This is a genomic window from Actinomadura geliboluensis (assembly GCF_043197915.1).
Lineage (GTDB): Bacteria > Actinomycetota > Actinomycetes > Streptosporangiales > Streptosporangiaceae > Spirillospora > Spirillospora geliboluensis.
This window is the reverse complement of sequence record NZ_JBICUA010000002.1, coordinates 596,903-611,880: the sequence shown is the minus strand read 5'-3', so window position 1 is coordinate 611,880 and position 14,978 is coordinate 596,903. Positions and strand designations below refer to the sequence as shown.

Annotated in this window: 18 protein-coding genes; 9 read left to right on the top strand and 9 right to left on the bottom strand. The window is 72.1% G+C overall.

Features of this window, described 5'->3' with window-relative positions; translation table 11 throughout:
- Positions 1 to 8: 8 nt before the first annotated feature.
- From ACGFI1_RS08345 to fdxA, 5 genes are all read right to left on the bottom strand, one after another.
- Complete coding sequence (locus tag ACGFI1_RS08345) at positions 9 to 443, bottom strand: DUF4247 domain-containing protein (RefSeq protein WP_392784124.1); 435 nt, start codon at positions 441 to 443, stop codon at positions 9 to 11.
- A complete protein-coding gene (locus ACGFI1_RS08340) occupies positions 440 to 955 on the bottom strand; it encodes a DUF2617 family protein (protein ID WP_240808196.1) in 516 nt (171 codons plus the stop codon). Before ACGFI1_RS08340 ends, ACGFI1_RS08345 begins: the two co-directional genes overlap by 4 nt.
- Entirely contained in the window at positions 942 to 1,547 is a 606-nt protein-coding gene (locus ACGFI1_RS08335; protein ID WP_364546956.1) for a DUF4178 domain-containing protein, read from the bottom strand. The genes ACGFI1_RS08340 and ACGFI1_RS08335 overlap by 14 nt, the downstream gene beginning before the upstream one ends.
- A gap of 220 nt (positions 1,548 to 1,767) precedes the next feature.
- Positions 1,768 to 2,853 carry a succinyldiaminopimelate transaminase gene (gene dapC, locus ACGFI1_RS08330; protein WP_364546959.1) on the bottom strand — a complete coding sequence of 362 codons (1,086 nt, stop codon included), beginning with the start codon at positions 2,851 to 2,853 and terminating at the stop codon, positions 1,768 to 1,770.
- A gap of 161 nt (positions 2,854 to 3,014) precedes the next feature.
- Positions 3,015 to 3,341: a ferredoxin gene (gene fdxA, locus ACGFI1_RS08325; RefSeq protein WP_149260792.1), complete on the bottom strand. Its 327-nt coding sequence runs from the start codon at positions 3,339 to 3,341 to the stop codon at positions 3,015 to 3,017.
- Positions 3,342 to 3,453: 112 nt separating this feature from the next.
- On the opposite strand from fdxA, the gene ACGFI1_RS08320 reads away from it, so the two are divergent.
- Entirely contained in the window at positions 3,454 to 3,723 is a 270-nt protein-coding gene (locus tag ACGFI1_RS08320) for a putative acetyltransferase (RefSeq protein WP_138639076.1), read from the top strand.
- Between the two features lie 55 nt (positions 3,724 to 3,778).
- Here the strand turns inward: ACGFI1_RS08320 and ACGFI1_RS08315 are convergent, their stop codons facing one another.
- Positions 3,779 to 4,660: a polysaccharide deacetylase family protein gene (locus tag ACGFI1_RS08315; protein WP_392784121.1), complete on the bottom strand. Its 882-nt coding sequence runs from the start codon at positions 4,658 to 4,660 to the stop codon at positions 3,779 to 3,781.
- 178 nt (positions 4,661 to 4,838) lie between these two features.
- Here ACGFI1_RS08315 and ACGFI1_RS08310 point away from each other — a divergent pair, with 178 nt between their 5' ends.
- Both ACGFI1_RS08310 and ACGFI1_RS08305 read left to right on the top strand, forming a co-directional pair.
- Positions 4,839 to 5,438, top strand: a complete 600-nt coding sequence (locus tag ACGFI1_RS08310; RefSeq protein WP_392784119.1) for an RNA polymerase sigma factor — start codon at positions 4,839 to 4,841, stop codon at positions 5,436 to 5,438.
- Positions 5,438 to 6,502, top strand: coding sequence for a CU044_5270 family protein (locus ACGFI1_RS08305; protein WP_392784117.1), 1,065 nt, complete (start codon positions 5,438 to 5,440; stop codon positions 6,500 to 6,502). The genes ACGFI1_RS08310 and ACGFI1_RS08305 overlap by 1 nt, the downstream gene beginning before the upstream one ends.
- A 33-nt stretch (positions 6,503 to 6,535) precedes the next feature.
- Here the strand turns inward: ACGFI1_RS08305 and ACGFI1_RS08300 are convergent, their stop codons facing one another.
- Positions 6,536 to 7,408, bottom strand: coding sequence for a crotonase/enoyl-CoA hydratase family protein (locus ACGFI1_RS08300; protein WP_392784565.1), 873 nt, complete (start codon positions 7,406 to 7,408; stop codon positions 6,536 to 6,538).
- A gap of 66 nt (positions 7,409 to 7,474) precedes the next feature.
- On the bottom strand, positions 7,475 to 7,810 hold the full coding sequence (locus ACGFI1_RS08295) for a hypothetical protein (RefSeq protein ID WP_301175791.1): 336 nt from the start codon (positions 7,808 to 7,810) through the stop codon (positions 7,475 to 7,477).
- A gap of 46 nt (positions 7,811 to 7,856) precedes the next feature.
- Between ACGFI1_RS08295 and ACGFI1_RS08290 the strand changes: the two genes are divergently transcribed.
- The 3 genes from ACGFI1_RS08290 (at position 7,857) to ACGFI1_RS08280 (ending at position 10,631) form a co-directional block, all read left to right on the top strand.
- Positions 7,857 to 8,663 (top strand): class I SAM-dependent methyltransferase, encoded by an 807-nt coding sequence (locus tag ACGFI1_RS08290; protein ID WP_301175792.1) that lies wholly within the window; start codon positions 7,857 to 7,859, stop codon positions 8,661 to 8,663.
- Positions 8,664 to 8,695: 32 nt separating this feature from the next.
- Positions 8,696 to 9,349 (top strand): hypothetical protein, encoded by a 654-nt coding sequence (locus tag ACGFI1_RS08285; RefSeq protein WP_301175793.1) that lies wholly within the window; start codon positions 8,696 to 8,698, stop codon positions 9,347 to 9,349.
- Between the two features lie 106 nt (positions 9,350 to 9,455).
- Positions 9,456 to 10,631: an alpha/beta hydrolase family protein gene (locus tag ACGFI1_RS08280; RefSeq protein WP_392784114.1), complete on the top strand. Its 1,176-nt coding sequence runs from the start codon at positions 9,456 to 9,458 to the stop codon at positions 10,629 to 10,631.
- Here the strand turns inward: ACGFI1_RS08280 and ACGFI1_RS08275 are convergent.
- The gene (locus tag ACGFI1_RS08275) at positions 10,628 to 11,581 is read right to left on the bottom strand and encodes a zinc-binding dehydrogenase (protein WP_392784113.1); all 954 of its coding nucleotides are present in this window, start codon (positions 11,579 to 11,581) and stop codon (positions 10,628 to 10,630) included. The genes ACGFI1_RS08280 and ACGFI1_RS08275 overlap by 4 nt on opposite strands.
- A gap of 156 nt (positions 11,582 to 11,737) precedes the next feature.
- On the opposite strand from ACGFI1_RS08275, the gene ACGFI1_RS08270 reads away from it, so the two are divergent.
- From ACGFI1_RS08270 to ACGFI1_RS08260, 3 genes are read left to right on the top strand one after another with little or no spacing between them, the layout of a single operon-like run.
- Positions 11,738 to 12,331, top strand: a complete 594-nt coding sequence (locus ACGFI1_RS08270) for a hypothetical protein (RefSeq protein WP_364546981.1) — start codon at positions 11,738 to 11,740, stop codon at positions 12,329 to 12,331.
- Positions 12,332 to 12,354: 23 nt separating this feature from the next.
- Positions 12,355 to 13,116, top strand: coding sequence for a hypothetical protein (locus tag ACGFI1_RS08265; protein WP_392784111.1), 762 nt, complete (start codon positions 12,355 to 12,357; stop codon positions 13,114 to 13,116).
- The gene (locus ACGFI1_RS08260) at positions 13,020 to 14,861 is read left to right on the top strand and encodes a serine/threonine-protein kinase (RefSeq protein WP_392784109.1); all 1,842 of its coding nucleotides are present in this window, start codon (positions 13,020 to 13,022) and stop codon (positions 14,859 to 14,861) included. Before ACGFI1_RS08265 ends, ACGFI1_RS08260 begins: the two co-directional genes overlap by 97 nt.
- Positions 14,862 to 14,978: the final 117 nt, after the last annotated feature.

Sequence of the window (14,978 nt, the reverse complement as noted above, 5' to 3'; positions counted from 1 at the left end):
GTCGCTCCTCATTTGCCCGACCCTGGGCCGCCGCCCCGGAACGACGCGGCGCCTCTGCTGTTCCATCCGTTGCTGCCGGGACTCGCCCAGTGCCCGCCGACATGGGAGTAGTAGCGGTTGTAGCCGCGGCGGGGCTTGTCGACCGTGATCCGGCTGCCCGCGCCGTTCGGCAGGACGCCGACGACGAGCTTCGGGTACCGCAGGAAGATCCCGCCCGCGGCGCCCTTGACCACCATGTCGTCCACCCGGTCGATCGGCTTGAACTTCCGGCTGATCTCCCCGGCGACCGACTGCGGGGCCTTCGGCGACCGGTAGGTGTCGGCGCTGACGCGGGAGTACTTGTCGCCGATCCACGACGACTGCGACTGGCCGCAGCCGGTGAGCGCCGCGGCGGCCACGGCGGCGGCCGCCACCGCGCCCGCCGTCCGGTATCTGCTGTTCACGAGGGTCTCACCAACCGGCTGCGCGTCATCACGATCTCCCGGGTCTGGGGGTAGGCGTGCCAGGTCCGCCAGCCGAAGCCGGGTTCCTGCGTCTCTTCCATGGCCAGTGCGGTGACGGCGTGCGGGGAGCCGGGGAAGGCCCCGGTCAGCGCGTCACCGCGGTCCGCGAGCCGCGCGCACACGGCCTCGACGGCGCGGGCGAACGCCGTCCCGTCGCTGTGCGCGGCGGTCGTCGCGGCGAAGTCGTAGGCCCAGCCGGGCACGCTGGTGGCGGCGCGTCCCGGCAGCGGCTCGGTGCGGTCCGGCAGGCACGCCACCGTCTCGCTCAGCGGCCCCGCGATGACCTGGTGGGACGCGCCGAGCAGGCGCATCTCCACGGCGAGGCCCGCCCGTTCCAGCGGCAGCACGGCGAGCGCCGTGAGCGGGGGCAGCCCGAGCACGAACGAGAGCCCGTCCGCGCGCGCGTCCGCGTAGGGGGTGTCGAGGGTCGCGCGCAACTCAGCTACCGCCACCCGGGTAGATCGTCATCGATCCGGTCGGGACGCGCTCGCCGAGGCCCGCCTCCCACTGGCCGCCGCCGTACTGCTCGAACGACAGGTACTTGCCGCGCGGGCCCTCGTAGTCGACGTACTCCACCCGGCCCTGGACGCCGACGCCGGTCGTGCCCTCGCTGGTGTAGTCGGCGGTGCCGTGCTCGTCGCGGCGGTACTCGACGCCGTCCACGACGACGGTCTTCTCGCCGGGGGTCAGGTCGCCGGCGTCGTACTCCGTCCACCAGACGACCTCGAGGTCGGGGTCCTCCTCGACGGAGACCCACACCTTGGTGCCCTCGATGGTGTCGGCGTCCAGGAGGTGCTCGCTCCAGGTGAAGCCGCCCTCCTTCAGCCGCAGCGAGCCGCGCACGAAGTAGCGGGTGCCGAGGTACTCGACCATGTCGCCGGCCTTGAGGGTCCGCGGGTCGCCGGCCACCTGGTCCTCGGCGGCGAACGGGTCGCGCGGCGCGGCCGGGGCCGGGGCGGGGGCCGGGGAACCCGAACGACGTCGCAGCAGGACGACGATGAGCACGATCAAAGCGATCAGGATCAGCGCCAGAAGAACAACCATCGCCGTTCCGCCCACGGACACCTCCGTCATTTCGTCGACATGCCGGACGCAGACCAGCGGATCCTACCGACTGGGGCTCCGCTAGCCCATACCGCGATGAGACGTATCAAATGATCCGGCGGTTTCATACGGAAACGCCGGATCCGATGCAAGGCCGGAACCGCCCCGACACCGTCCGTGACGGGGGGCCTCAAAGCGGGCGGTGTCGGACGGGCCGGCGTCAGAGGCGGTCGGCGGCCGCGGCGACGCGGTCGTCGGTCGCGGTGAAGGCGATCCGGATGTGCCGGGCGCCGCCCGCGCCGTAGAACTCGCCGGGGCCGACGAGGATGCCGAGGGAGGCCAGGTGGGCGACGGTGTCCCAGCACGGCTCGTCCCGCGTCGCCCACAGGTACAGCGACGCCTCGGAGTGGTCGATGCGGAACCCGTGCCGCTCGAACGCGGCCCGCAGGACGGCGCGGCGGCGCGCGTAGCGCTCGCGCTGCTCGTCCACGTGCGCGTCGTCGGCGAACGCGACCGCCATCGCGGCCTGCACCGGCGCCGGGACGATCATGCCGGCGTGCTTGCGGACCTCCAGCAGCCGCTTCACGATCGCCAGGTCGCCGGTGACGAACCCGGCCCGGTAGCCGGCCATGTTGGAGCGCTTGGAGAGGGAGTTGACGGCGAGCAGGCCCTCGTGGGAGCCGCCGCACACGTCCGGATGCAGGATCGAGATCGGCGGGTTCGCCTCGTCCCAGCCGAACTCCAGGTAGCACTCGTCGCTGACCACGACCGCGCCGCGGTCGCGCGCCCACGCCACGACCTTGCGCAGGTGCTCGGCGGGCAGCACCTTGCCGGTCGGGTTGGACGGCGAGTTCACCCACACGATCTTCGGGTTCACCGGGCCGAGCGCGAGCAGCCCGTCCGCCGGGACGGGCGTCGCCCCGGCGAGCCGCGTCCCCACGTCGTAGGTCGGGTAGGCCAGCTCGGGGAAGACGACCTTGTCGCCGGGGCCGGCGCCGAGCAGCGTCGGCAGCCACGCGACGAGCTCCTTGGTGCCGATGACGGGCAGCACCGCGTCCGGGTCGGCGCCGGACACGCCGGCGCGGCGGCGCAGCCAGCCCGCGACCGACTCGCGCAGCGCGGGCGTCCCGTAGGTCTGCGGGTAGCCGGGCGCGTCGGCGGCCGCGGCGAGCGCCTCCCGGATCGGCGCGGGCGTCGGGTCGACGGGCGTCCCGACGGACAGGTCGACGATGCCGTCCGCGTGCGCCAGCGCCCGCTCCTTGTAGGGCGCGAGCCGATCCCACGGGAAGTCCGGCAACGTGAACACTGACCTGCTCCTTCACTCAAGATCCTGCCCGGCCGCACAGGGCCCGACACGGCCGACGGGCCGCGGCCCTCCCGCACCCGGGGAGGCCGCGGCCCGGAGAAATCGACGCGGGGAGACCTCGGGAACGCGCCCGCGCCGGGCGCGCCCTCCGGTCCCCCGGCTCAGTCGTCGTGGCTCTGCGGAGGCAGGGCGGCGACGATCGGGTGGTCCTTGTCGATCTTTCCGACCTTGGAGGCGCCGCCCGGCGACCCGAGGTCGTCGAAGAACTCCACGTTCACCTTGTAGAAGTCCTTCCACTGCTCGGGGACGTCGTCCTCGTAGTAGATGGCCTCAACCGGGCAAACCGGCTCGCACGCACCGCAGTCGACGCACTCGTCCGGGTGGATGTAGAGCTGACGCTTCCCTTCGTAGATGCAGTCGACCGGGCACTCCTCGATGCATGCCTTGTCGAGCAGGTCCACGCAGGGCTGCGCAATGACGTAGGTCACGTCAGTGACTCCTCTCGGATTTCCGGCCCCGCCGCACGTCACGGCTCACCGCAAGCTCGCTGTGAATAGTATGGCCACGACGGCTCAGTCGATTCGACATGGGGGTCCTCACATGTCCGCCCGCTTCGCCGCGCGGCTGGTGGTGTCCATCAGTGGCGCGGACGTGGGCCAGCGGATCTCGCTGCGCCGCCGTCTGCCTACGGGAGAGTACAGCGACGTCGTCGGCGTCCTCGAATCGTGGTCCGGCAAGACCCTCATGGTGCGCCGCCGCACCGGCGAGCTGGTCGAGGTCCCCGAGGAGATCATGGTCGCGGCGAAGGTCGTCCCGCCGCAGCCGCCGCCGCGCCGCCGCCCCCGCCGAGAGGAGCCGGAGGACGGCTGACGCGGTCGGCCGCGCCGTTGCCCGTACCTGTTGCCGGTGCTCGTGCCCGTGCCCGTCAGCCGGTGCTGGACGGCGCCGGAGACGCCGGGCTCCCCGGGCGTGTCGGCCCAGGGCTCGCAGGCCCGGCCGACGATCCGGCCGGCGGCGGGCTCGCCGTGACCGGCGCGGGCTTCAGCCGCTCGGTGTAGGTCACGCCCGGCGTGAGCTTCTGCCCCTGGAACAGCTCCGACACGGTGACGAACGTGAACCCGCGCTTCTTCAGGCCGTCCACCACCTTCGGGATGGACTCCACGCTCGCCTTGTGGATGTCGTGGTACAGGACGATGCCGCCGGGTTGCGGCTCCTTGATCCCGACCCGGGTGTCGCGGGCGACGTCGCGGTAGCGCCAGTCGAGCGTGTCGACGCTCCACAGGATCAGCGGCATCCCGATGTCGTGCCCGACGCGCTTGTTCGTCGCCCCGTACGGCGGGCGCATCAGCGTCGGCCGCACCCCGCCGGACGCCTGCGCGATGGCCTGCTGCGTCCGCTGGATCTGCGACCGCACCCCGGCGGGCGACAGCCCGGTGAGCTGCGGATGGGACCAGCTGTGGTTGGCCAGCTCGTGCCCTTCGAGCGCCATCCGGCGCACCACGGCGGCGTGCGCGCCGACGTTCTCGCCGAGCATGAAGAACGTGGCGCGCGCCCCGTTCTTCTTCAGCGTGTCGAGCAGGCCCGCGGTGTAGGGACCGGGGCCGTCGTCGAACGTGAGCGCGACGCACTTGACCTGGTCGCAGTCGATCTTCCGCGGCGGTGGCGGAGTCGGCTGCCTGGACGCCTGCGCCTTGCTCCCCAGCTCGGCGTGCTGCCCCGCCGTCCTGGCCTGCCGCTTGTCCGCGTGGCTGCATCCCGCGAGGAGCAGCAGTCCGGCGCCGATGGCGGCGTATTTACTGATCTGCACCACGCACCCCCGAACATGTCGCTTTCGGGCGGCTAATACCCTCCGTCACTCATACGACACACACCGCCAGCACCATAAGAACGTGAACTCTGTCCCGGGTTGCGGGTGATGACGGGTGATGACGGGTGACGACGCCGAGCGTGCGGCCTCCCGCACGGGCGATCGAGGACGGAGCCGTATGACCATCAGCTCACGGGACTCACCGGTGGCGCCCCCGGGCGACGACGCGGCCCTGATCGAGCGCTCCCTGCGCGAACCCGAGGTCTTCGCCGCGCTGTACGACCGGCACGCGCCGGCCGTCCACCGCTACGTCCGGCGGCGCCTCGGCGACCAGGCCGCCGACGACGTGGTGGCCGAGACGTTCCTGGCGGCGTTCCGGCGGCGGGGCCGCTACGACCCGGACCGGCCGGACGCGCTGCCCTGGCTGTACGGGATCGCCGCCAACCTGATCGGCAAGCACCGCAGGTCCGAGACGCGGATGCTGCGCGCCCTGGCCCGCACCGGGGCCGACCCGGTCACCGACCCCATGGAGGGGGCGGACGCCCGGGTGAGCGCGTCCGCGTCGTCCCGGGCGCTGGCGGGCGCGCTGGCCGGGCTGTCCGCCCGGGACCGGGACGTGCTCCTGCTCGTCGCCTGGGCCGACCTCTCCTACCAGCAGGTCGCCGAGGCGCTGTCCATCCCGCTGGGGACGGTGCGCTCCCGGTTGAACCGCGCCCGGCGCAAGGTCCGCGAGGCGCTCGGCGGATCCGACCCGACGCTCGTCCACGAGGAGGCCTGATGAACGACATCGAGGAGCGGGTCCGCGCGTTCCGCGACGAGATCGCGGAGCCCGACGCGGAGAGGCTGGCGCCCGGCCGCGCTCGGCTGGTGGCCGCGGCGTCCGGGAGGCGGTCCGGGAAGCGGTCCGGGCCGCGCGTTCCGGCCTGGCGGCTCGCGGCGGCCGGGACCGCCGTCGCCGTGCTGGGCGTGCCGGCGGCGATCGCCGTCCTGGACGACGGACCGGCGCGAAACGGCGGCGGAAGGCCATCGGTCTCCGCGACCCCCGTGGGCGCCGCCGCGTTCCTGGAGGGCGCCGCGCGGGAGATCGAGCAGCGGTTCGACTACCGTCCGGGAAACCACCAGTGGGTCTACACGAAGGTCTTCCACGCCGGGGCCGATCCGAGGGTGCCCGAGTACGAGGTGCAGCGGGAGACCTGGGTTCGCTTCGACGGCCTGAAGAGCGCCGGCTACACCATGGGGGCGGACGGTAAGCGGAAGCTGGAGATCGAGGACGAGGGCTGGGTCAAGACCGAACCGGACGGGGAGGAGCGGACCCCCGCCCAGTGGTACGACTACCTCCGCACACTGCCGAAGACTCCGGAAGAGCAGCTGTCGGAGTTGCGGAAGCAGGCCGACGCGTACGCGGCCCAGAGGGGGATGGGCAAGGCGGGGTTCCGGCAGGGCCGCGACCAATGGGTCTTCGCGCGGCTCGGACATTACCTGAGTCTTGAGCAGTCCATGCCGGAGCCCGCGCGCGGCGCCATCTTCCGCACCATCGCGCTGATACCCGGCGTCGAGATCCGGCAGGGCGTGCGGGACGCGCTCGGACGCCCCGGCGTGGGCCTCGCCAGGACCGGCGGGGACGGCGTCCGCACCGAGTTCGTCCTCGATCCCGGCTCCTACGCCTACCTGGGCATGCGCCTCGTGAACGTGAAGGCGCAGACGCTCCCGTACTCGCTGGGCAAGAGCACGCCGACGTCGAGGCCGCTCTTGAAGCCCAAGCACGTCCCGGCCGGAAAGGTTCTGGTGGACACGGCGCTGGAGGCGACGGGCATGGTCCAGCGCCCCGGGCAGCGGCCCTGACGGCCGCCCTCGCGGGCGGCCGCCGGGCGGGGGTCAGCGGACGGGCCAGTCGGGCACTTCGGCCGGGAGGTCCTTGCTGACGCGCATCGGGAAGGCGGCGTCGCGCTTCTCCAGGAAGGACGAGACGCCCTCGACCGCGTCGGCGCCGCCGCCGAGCGCGGCCATCAGCCGGGAGTCGGCGGCGTGCGCGTCCCACGGGGACGGGGCGGACAGGCCCGACCACATCAGGCGGCGGATCGCGGCGACCGACACCGCCGAGGTGTTGTCGGCGATCTCGCGGGCGAGGGCGTAGGCGGCGGGGAGCAGTTCGTCCGGCGCGTAGACGCGGGAGACCAGGCGGCCCGCGAGGGCCTCCTGGGCGTCGAACACGCGGCCCGTCGCGGCCCACTCCATGGCCTGCGCGATCCCGACGAGGCGAGGCAGGAACCAGCTGGACGCGGCCTCGGTGACGATGCCGCGCCGCGCGAACACGAAGCCGAACTTGGCCTTCTCGCTGGCGAGCCGGACGTCCATCGGGAGGGTCATGGTGACGCCGACGCCGACCGCGGCGCCGTTGAACGCGCCGATGACGGGCTTGAGGCAGCGGGCGATGCGCAGCGCCACCGTGCCGCCGCCGTCGCGCGGGGTGCCGTCCTCCAGGACGTCGTCCTCGCCGGCGAACATGTCCTTCGACTTCTCCTTGTCGAAGGTGTCGCCGCCGCCGCTCAGGTCGGCGCCCGCGCAGAACGCGCGGCCCGCGCCGGTCACCACGACGGCGCGCACGTCGTCGTCGGCGTCGATGCGGTCGAAGGCGTCGAGCATCTCGTTGCGCATGGTGAACGTGTAGGCGTTCATCTTCTGCGGGCGGTTCAGCGTGACACTGGCGATCCCGTCGCGAACCTCGTACTCGATCTCCCGGTACGACACCTGCTCCTGGTACGGCACCTGCGAGCCCCTCTCACGCTGGACAGAACTCGATTCTAGAACGAGACTTCAGCTTCGGGCCTCGGGGAACAGCCGGAGCAGCACGTCCCGGCGCCACTCGGCGGCGTCGCGCCCCGGCGGCGGGACGGCGACGAGCGCCCCGTCCCCCGCGGGCTCGAACCGGATCTCGACGCCGGGGGCGAGCTCGGCGGGCGGCTCGCCGGTCGCCGCGAGCCGCTGCGCCGCGAGACCGAGGACGCGCGCCCAGCCGTCCCCCAGATAGGGCGGCAGGCCCTCGGCGCGCAGCTCCGGCAGGCCCCGCGCGGCCAGGCCGGCGGTGCGCAGCGTCAGGCCGTCCGGGCGCTCGGCTCCGGTGATCCGGACCTCGGACGTGACGTCCGCCATTCCCAACGCCGCCTCCTCGCAGGACTTTCTCCGATAAATTATGACAGTGAATTGGGCCGTGACGACGTACGACTCCGTCTTCGGGTACGTCTCCGCGCACGGCGCGCCCCTGGTCGATCTGCTCGATCCGCAGCCCGGCGAACGGATCATCGACCTCGGGTGCGGCACCGGGGCGTTCAGCGCGGAGATCGCCGAGCGGGGCGCCGAGGTGCTGGGCATCGACGGCAGCCCCGAGATGGTCGCGCAGGCGACCGCCATGCAACCCGGGCTGTCCTTCATCGTCGGCGACGCCCACGACTTCGCCGTCGGCGAGTCCTTCGACGCGGTCGCCTCCAACGCGGCGCTGCACTGGATGACCCGCGACCCCGACGCCGTGATCGCGCGGGTGCACGCGGCGCTGCGCCCCGGCGGCCGGTTCGTCGGCGAGATGGGCGGCGCCGGGAACTGCGCCGAGCTGATCGTCGCGATGCAGACGGCCTGGCGGGTGTTCGGCCTGGGCGAGCCGGAGCTGCCCTGGTACTTCCCCTCGCCGGCCGAGTACGCGGCGAAGCTGGAGGACGGCGGGTTCACGCTGCGGCTGCTGGAGCACGCCGAGCGCCCGACCCGGATGACCGAGGGCCCGAACGGCGCCGCCGACTGGGTCCGCGCCTACGCCGGGCGCGCGCTCGCGGACGTCCCGCCGGAGATGGTCGACCCGCTGCTCGACCGCGTCAACGACCTCGCCGCGCCCGCGCTGCGCCGCGAGTCCGGCTGGGTCGCCGACTACGTGCGGCTGCGGTTCGCCGCCGTCCGCCGCACGGACGGGGCCGCGCCACTGCCGTTCGGCCCCCTGGCGTCCGACCGCCCGCTCTGAGCCTCGCGCAGAGGCCCGCCTAGGGTGGGGTCATGCTGCGCTTGTACGACCACCGGACGGGACGCACGGAGCCGCTACCGGCCGGGCCGGGACTGCGCGTCCAGGCCCTGCCCGGTGCGGGGTACCGCACGCTGGTGGTCGCGGACCTGCTGCGCCGCGTGGCGCAGCGGGGCGGGCGCCGCGTCCGCCTGGTGAGCACCCTTGATGGCGGTGCCTCAGCTGACTACGGTGTCGCCCCGTTCGAGGTACTCGACGCGCCGCTCCCCGACGCCGACGTGTACGTCTCCGCGGACACCGCTGTGGACGCCCTGTGCCTAACGGTGCCCACCGAAACGGGCCCGCGACCCACGGACGCGGTGGCGGCCCGTCTGGCGATGCTGGAAGTCCCCTACCGGGAGCCTGCCGACCTCACCGACGCGCGTCTCTCCGCTGCGGCCGAACGGCTGAACGGCTGGCGCGGCAAGGTCGCCGAGTGGGCGACGGCTCCGGGCCGTCCCATGAACCGGGAGTACGCGACCCGGGCGGAGGCCGCGCTCGCCGACGACCTGGACACCCCGGGCGCGTTCGCCGTCCTCGACCGGCTCGCCGCCGACCCCGACGTGCCGCCGGGCGCGAAGCTGGAGACGTTCATCCACCTGGACCTGGTGCTCGCGCTGGGCCTGGTGTCCGCCATCGGCACCGCCTGAGGGGGTACACCGGGGGTTCCCTTGATGGCACCTGACCGGCAGATGATCCGCACCACGGGGTGACCCGGGCTTTCGCGGCGCCCGGGAGAAGCTAACTTCGTATGTCGTGTCGACCGAAGCCCCAGAATCCCCGGCACCGGCGCCGCCCGAACCGCCGGTCCGCCCGCGGCGCCGCCGCCTCGTCCGCCCGCTGATGGCGACGTTCGTCGCGCTCGCCGTGCTGCTGTCCGCGGCGGTCGGCGGGGTGGGCTGGTACTTCGCGGGCGTCGCGATCGAGGTCGACCACACCGCCGAGTACCCGCTCACCATCGTGGACGCGGCGGACGGCACCGTCACCCTCCCCCGCGTCCCGGTGACCGAGCGCCCCGGGACCTGGTCGCTCGTCTGGAAGGACGGCCGCGCCGTGCTCGGGCCGGTCGTCGGCGGCGATGACGGGCATGTCGTCCGGAAGGTCTCGTCCGTCCTGTCGGGCTCCCTGGCGAAGGACGTGCCCGCCGCCATCGACCACTGGATGTACGACGGCGACCCCAAGACGGCCGTGGGGCTGCCCTTCGAGGACGTCACGTATCCGTCCAAGGCGGGGCCCATGCCGGCGTGGCTGGTGCCTGGGGCGTCCTCTAAGGGGACATGGGTCATCGCCGTCCACGGACGGAACGCCGACAAGGCGGAGACCTTCCGCGTCATGAAGTCGGTGCACGAGATGGGCATGCCGCTGATGGCCATCGCGTACCGCAACGACGTGGGCGCGCCTTCATCCGGCGACCGCAAGAACCATCTCGGCGACACCGAGTGGCAGGACGTCATCTCCGCGATGGGCTATGCGCGCGCACACGGCGCGACCGGTGTCGTCCTGTACGGATGGTCGATGGGCGGCGCGATGGTGATGACGGCCCTGCGCAAGGACCCGTCGTTCGTGCGGGGCGTCGTCCTGGACTCCCCCGTGCTCGACTGGAGCGCCACCCTGGACAAGCAGGGCGCCGCCCGCAACCTGCCGGGCTTCATGACGGACGTGGCCAAGCAAGTCCTGGAATGGCGCATCGGCATCGACCTGGCCGACTACGACCAGCGCCGCTTCGCACCCCGCCTCCGCACCCCCGTACTCCTCTTCACCACCAGGGACGACGCCACAGTCGATAACGGCCCCGCCTACACCTTCGCCCGCACGGCACCGCCCGGCATGGTGACGCACATCCCCACACCGGGCGACCACACCGAATCGTGGAACGTCGACCCGTCGGCCTACGAAGCCAACCTCCAGACGTTCTTGAAGAAGGTCGCCTAGCCCGGCCGGACCTCCAGCAGCGTCTTACCGACGGTCGACCGCGACTCGATCGCCCGGTGCGCGTCGGCCGCCCCCTCAAGCGGGAACCGCCGACCGATGACAGGACGAAGCCGCCCCTGGGCCGCCTCCTCAAGCGCGCTCACGGTGAACTCCCGGAGCTGCTCAGGCGTGGCCTGCGGCCGGACGAGCGTCACACCCCGTCCCGCGGCGTCCTCCTCCGGGATGCTCGCCCACTCACCGGACGCCAGCCCGAAACTGACCATGCGGCCACCGCTCCGCAGCAGCGTGAACGCCTCCCGCGCCACATCACCGCCGACACCGTCGAACACGACGTCCACCGGACCGACCTTCCCGGCCCAGCCGGGCTCGCGGTAGTCGACCGCCTCGTCCGCGCCGAGACCCATCGCGACCTCGGCCTTGCTCGCACCCCCGGCCGCCGCGACGACCGCCGCACCCCGCGCCTTCGCCAACTGGACGAGCAGCGTCCCGACCCCACCGGCCGCCGCCTCCACCAGCACCCGCTCCCCCGCACGCACACCGGCCGCGCCGACCATCATCGTCGCCGTCCGGCCGTCGGCGAGCAGCGCCACGGCGTCATCGAGCGCGAGACCGTCCGGCACCTCGAACAGGCCCTCGGCGTCGACGGCCACCTTCTCCGCGTAGGCGCCGCTGCCCCCGGTACTGCTCACGACGCGCCGCCCGACGAGCCCCGCGTCCACACCCTCGCCGACCGCCGCGACCACACCCCCGACCCCGTTCCCGGGGATCACGGGCGGCTCCAGCTTCACCGGCGCCGGCCCCGTCCCGGACCGCATCTGCGTCTCCACGAACGTGATGTTGACGAACTCGACGTCGATGAGCGCCTGCCCCTCGTCGGGGACCGGGTCGGACGCCTCCCCGGGGACGAGCACCTCCGGCCCGCCGAACTCCTTCAACCACACCGCACGCATCAGAACCCCTCCTGTCAGTGGTGACACCGCCAGCGTGCTACCTCAACCAAGGTCGAGGTCAAACTGTTTCGCAACGAATCCCTTTTCCCGCCCCACGCTCCTCTGTAAGCTTTCCGCGTATTCCGCCCCGTTGTCGGCTGCCGCTCAAGGAAGACGATGCGCGCCCGGTTGGTACGTTCCTCCCCGCTCCGGTCAAGCCGCGCCGCGTCCCTGCTCGCCGTCGCGTCCCTCCTCGCCGTCGCGGGGTGCGGATCGTCCGGCCCGTCCTCCAACGGCCGGCTCGACCCGAACGGCTCCCTGGACAACGGCGCCGCCACCCCCTCCCAGGTCGCCGACGCCCCCTCGGCCGTCCCGACGGAGGAGCTGTTCAAGACCGTCCTCAAGCGCTACCGCGCCTACCAGGACGCCTACAAGAAGGCGTACGACACCAACGACCCGTCCGGCCTGGCCGACGTCGCCATGGACCCCCTCCTCACCGAGGTCACGAAGGAAGTGGAGACGGTCAAGGCCAAGGGCGAGATCTGGCGCTTCAGCAGCACCTTCAATCCGCGCGTCTACGCCAGGTCCAAGGACAGCACGAAGGTCTACGTCATCGACTGCATCCGCACCCTTCTCAGCTACCGGTACTCGGCCAGGACCGGTAAGCGCATCGACGGGGGGCCGGGCGACGCCCGGGTCTTCCGGACGACCCTCCAGTACGACTCCGGCGTCTGGAAGGCCGCCGCCTTCGTCCGGGACGACAAATGCTGACCGCCGGCAGGCAAGGACACACGATGCCTCGCACCCTCCGAGCCCACCGCGCCGTGAGCTCCGCCGCCATCCTCGTGGTCGCCCTCGCGACACCCCTGCTGAGCGCCACCGCCGCCCAGGCCGACGACTGCAAGAAGGGGAATCCGTTCGGCTGCCACTGGAGCGACGGAGGGACCGGGTCCGGCGGCTCCGGCGGGCAGGGCTCCCCCTCCGGGGGCGGAGCCTCCGGTCCCGTGGAACCGCCCGACCCCGAAGGTCTGACGGACAGCGAGGCACCGGGATTCATTCCGGTCGAAGGGGGCGGGCCACCACCGCCGGCGGCGCCCACCACCCTCGACTGGGTGAGAGCGGCGCAGAGCGCGGCGGAGCTGCCGACGCCCACGGTCCACACCGCGCCGTCCGACAAGACCTATGTCCGCGTCCGGACCGCCCTGTGGGTGGAGGGCTTCGACGTGGTGAAGACCCGGCCGATCGGCGGCGGCGGGCAGATGATCCAGGCCACGGCCACACCCGTTTCCGTCACCTGGAACCTCGGTGAGACGCAGAAGACCTGCAAGGACGCCGGCCGCAAGGACGGAAGTACCTGCAGCCACACCTACCGGCGGTCGTCCGCCGGGGAACCCGGCGGCACCTACAAGATCACCGCGACCGTCACCTGGGAACTCACCTGGACCTGTGCGGGGCCCGCGTGCGATCCGCAAGGGGGCACCCTGGGCAACGAGTCCATGCCCTCGCCCGCTACACCGCTGGTGGTCAGCGAGATCCAGACGAACACGGGCCAGTGACACAGCAACGACGTCGACTGCCGGGGTTCGTCGAGACCGCGCAGCTGGGAACAGGCGCGCAGGGTGAGGTCGTCCTCGCCCGGCACGAGTCCGGCGGGCCACCGGTCGCGATCAAGTACCTTGCCGCCGACCTGCTCGGCGACACGGCCGCCAGGAGCGTCTTCCGCGACGAGGCGCAGATGCTCAAGCGGGTGAACGACCCGCATGTGGCGCGATTACTCGACTACCTGGAATCCCCTTGGGGAGCGGCGCTCATTCTGGAGGCGGTGCCGGGCCGTCCGCTCCGGAAGGTATTGGACGAGCACAATGGGCCACTGGCGCCCGAAGCCGCATTAGCGACGTTGAAGGGCTCGCTGCTCGGCTTGGGGGCCGCGCACGGGGCCGGGGTCGTCCACCGCGACTACAAGCCCGGGAACGTCCTCGTCCAGGACGACGGTCAGAGCAAACTCATCGACTTCGGGATCGCCGTCCTCACCGGGCAGGGCGGCCGGTCGGGGACACCCGCCTACATGGCTCCCGAACAATGGGCGGGCGACCCCGCGACTCCCGCGACCGACATGTACGCGGCGACGTGCGTCTTCGTTGAGTGCGTCACCGGCACGAAGCCCTTCAGCGGCGCCACCCTCGCCGAACTGAGGGCCGCACACGACGAGGGCTTCACATCGTTCGAGAGTGTGCCCGAGCCTCTGCACCCACTCGTGCAGCGAGGCTTGGCGAGAAGCCCCGGCGACCGAGTCTGGAACGCCTACGAATTCGTGAGCGAACTGGAAAGCGTCGCCGTCCGGACCTACGGGCCCGACTGGGAACGCCGCGGAATCCTCGCGCTGGGCGCGATCGCCGCGATGGTGGTGACGGCCGTCCCGCTGGCGATGCTCGGCGGCGCTCTCCTGGCCCCCGGCGCTACCGCGACCGGCGCGGCGGCCTCCACGGCGGCAGGACATCTGTCGGCGGGTCTCGCGCAAGGTGCCACGTCGATGGACGTGATGGCGAAGACGGGCACCTCCGTCTCGAAGGGCGTCCTGAGCAAGGTCGGCGGAGCGAAGGGCATCGCGGGCATCGGTGTCGGCGGGGTGGGCGCGGTGATCGCCGCCTACGTGCTCTGGCCTTCCGGCCCCGGCGTGGGCGGTGAGAGCCACGGCGGGATCCACGCCCACTGGACCCGGCCGGGGATTCTCGTGGGACAGCCGAACATGCCCGCGTCCGATACGCCCACCATGGACGTGACCATGACGGTCACCCCGGCAAGAGTGAAGCGCGGCTCGTCACTGCGGCTCGTCCAGCTGTTCCGGGCCCGCTCACCACTGGGCGGAAAATACCTGCCCGGCGGACGTCGCCAGTGTTTCGGCGAACACCCGAACCGCGACGACGTCGCCGGCAACTACAAGTTCGGCTGGCTCGACAGCGACTCGCCCAACCAGTCCTCGTACGACCTGGCCTTCTACCGCGTTCCTCCGGCGAAGCCGAAGCGGTTGCCCACCGGAACCGGCGCCGTATTCGTCCGGGCGACTCACAAGCTGACCGGCAAAACAGAGCCTTACGTCAAGGCCGACTGCGCCTACCACAGCAAGTGGACCCAAACGTACACGCTTCGAATTCCGGGTCCCAGGACTCTCGCCCCCGGCACCTACCTCGTGACATCGATCTCCCCCATGCGGATCACAGGCGAACGCGACGGGGTGTCACAGGAGGCGATGGGGACGGTCAACCAGGGTTCGGCCCCGCTGATCGAGGTTTTGGAAGACTGAGCCGTCCGGGCACGGCCGCCCATACGACCGCCAGGACTTCTGGGAGTCACCGGCGGCCTGATCACATTCGTCATCGCCGCCGCGGTCGGCGCCGGACGCTGACCCTTTCCAGGTAGG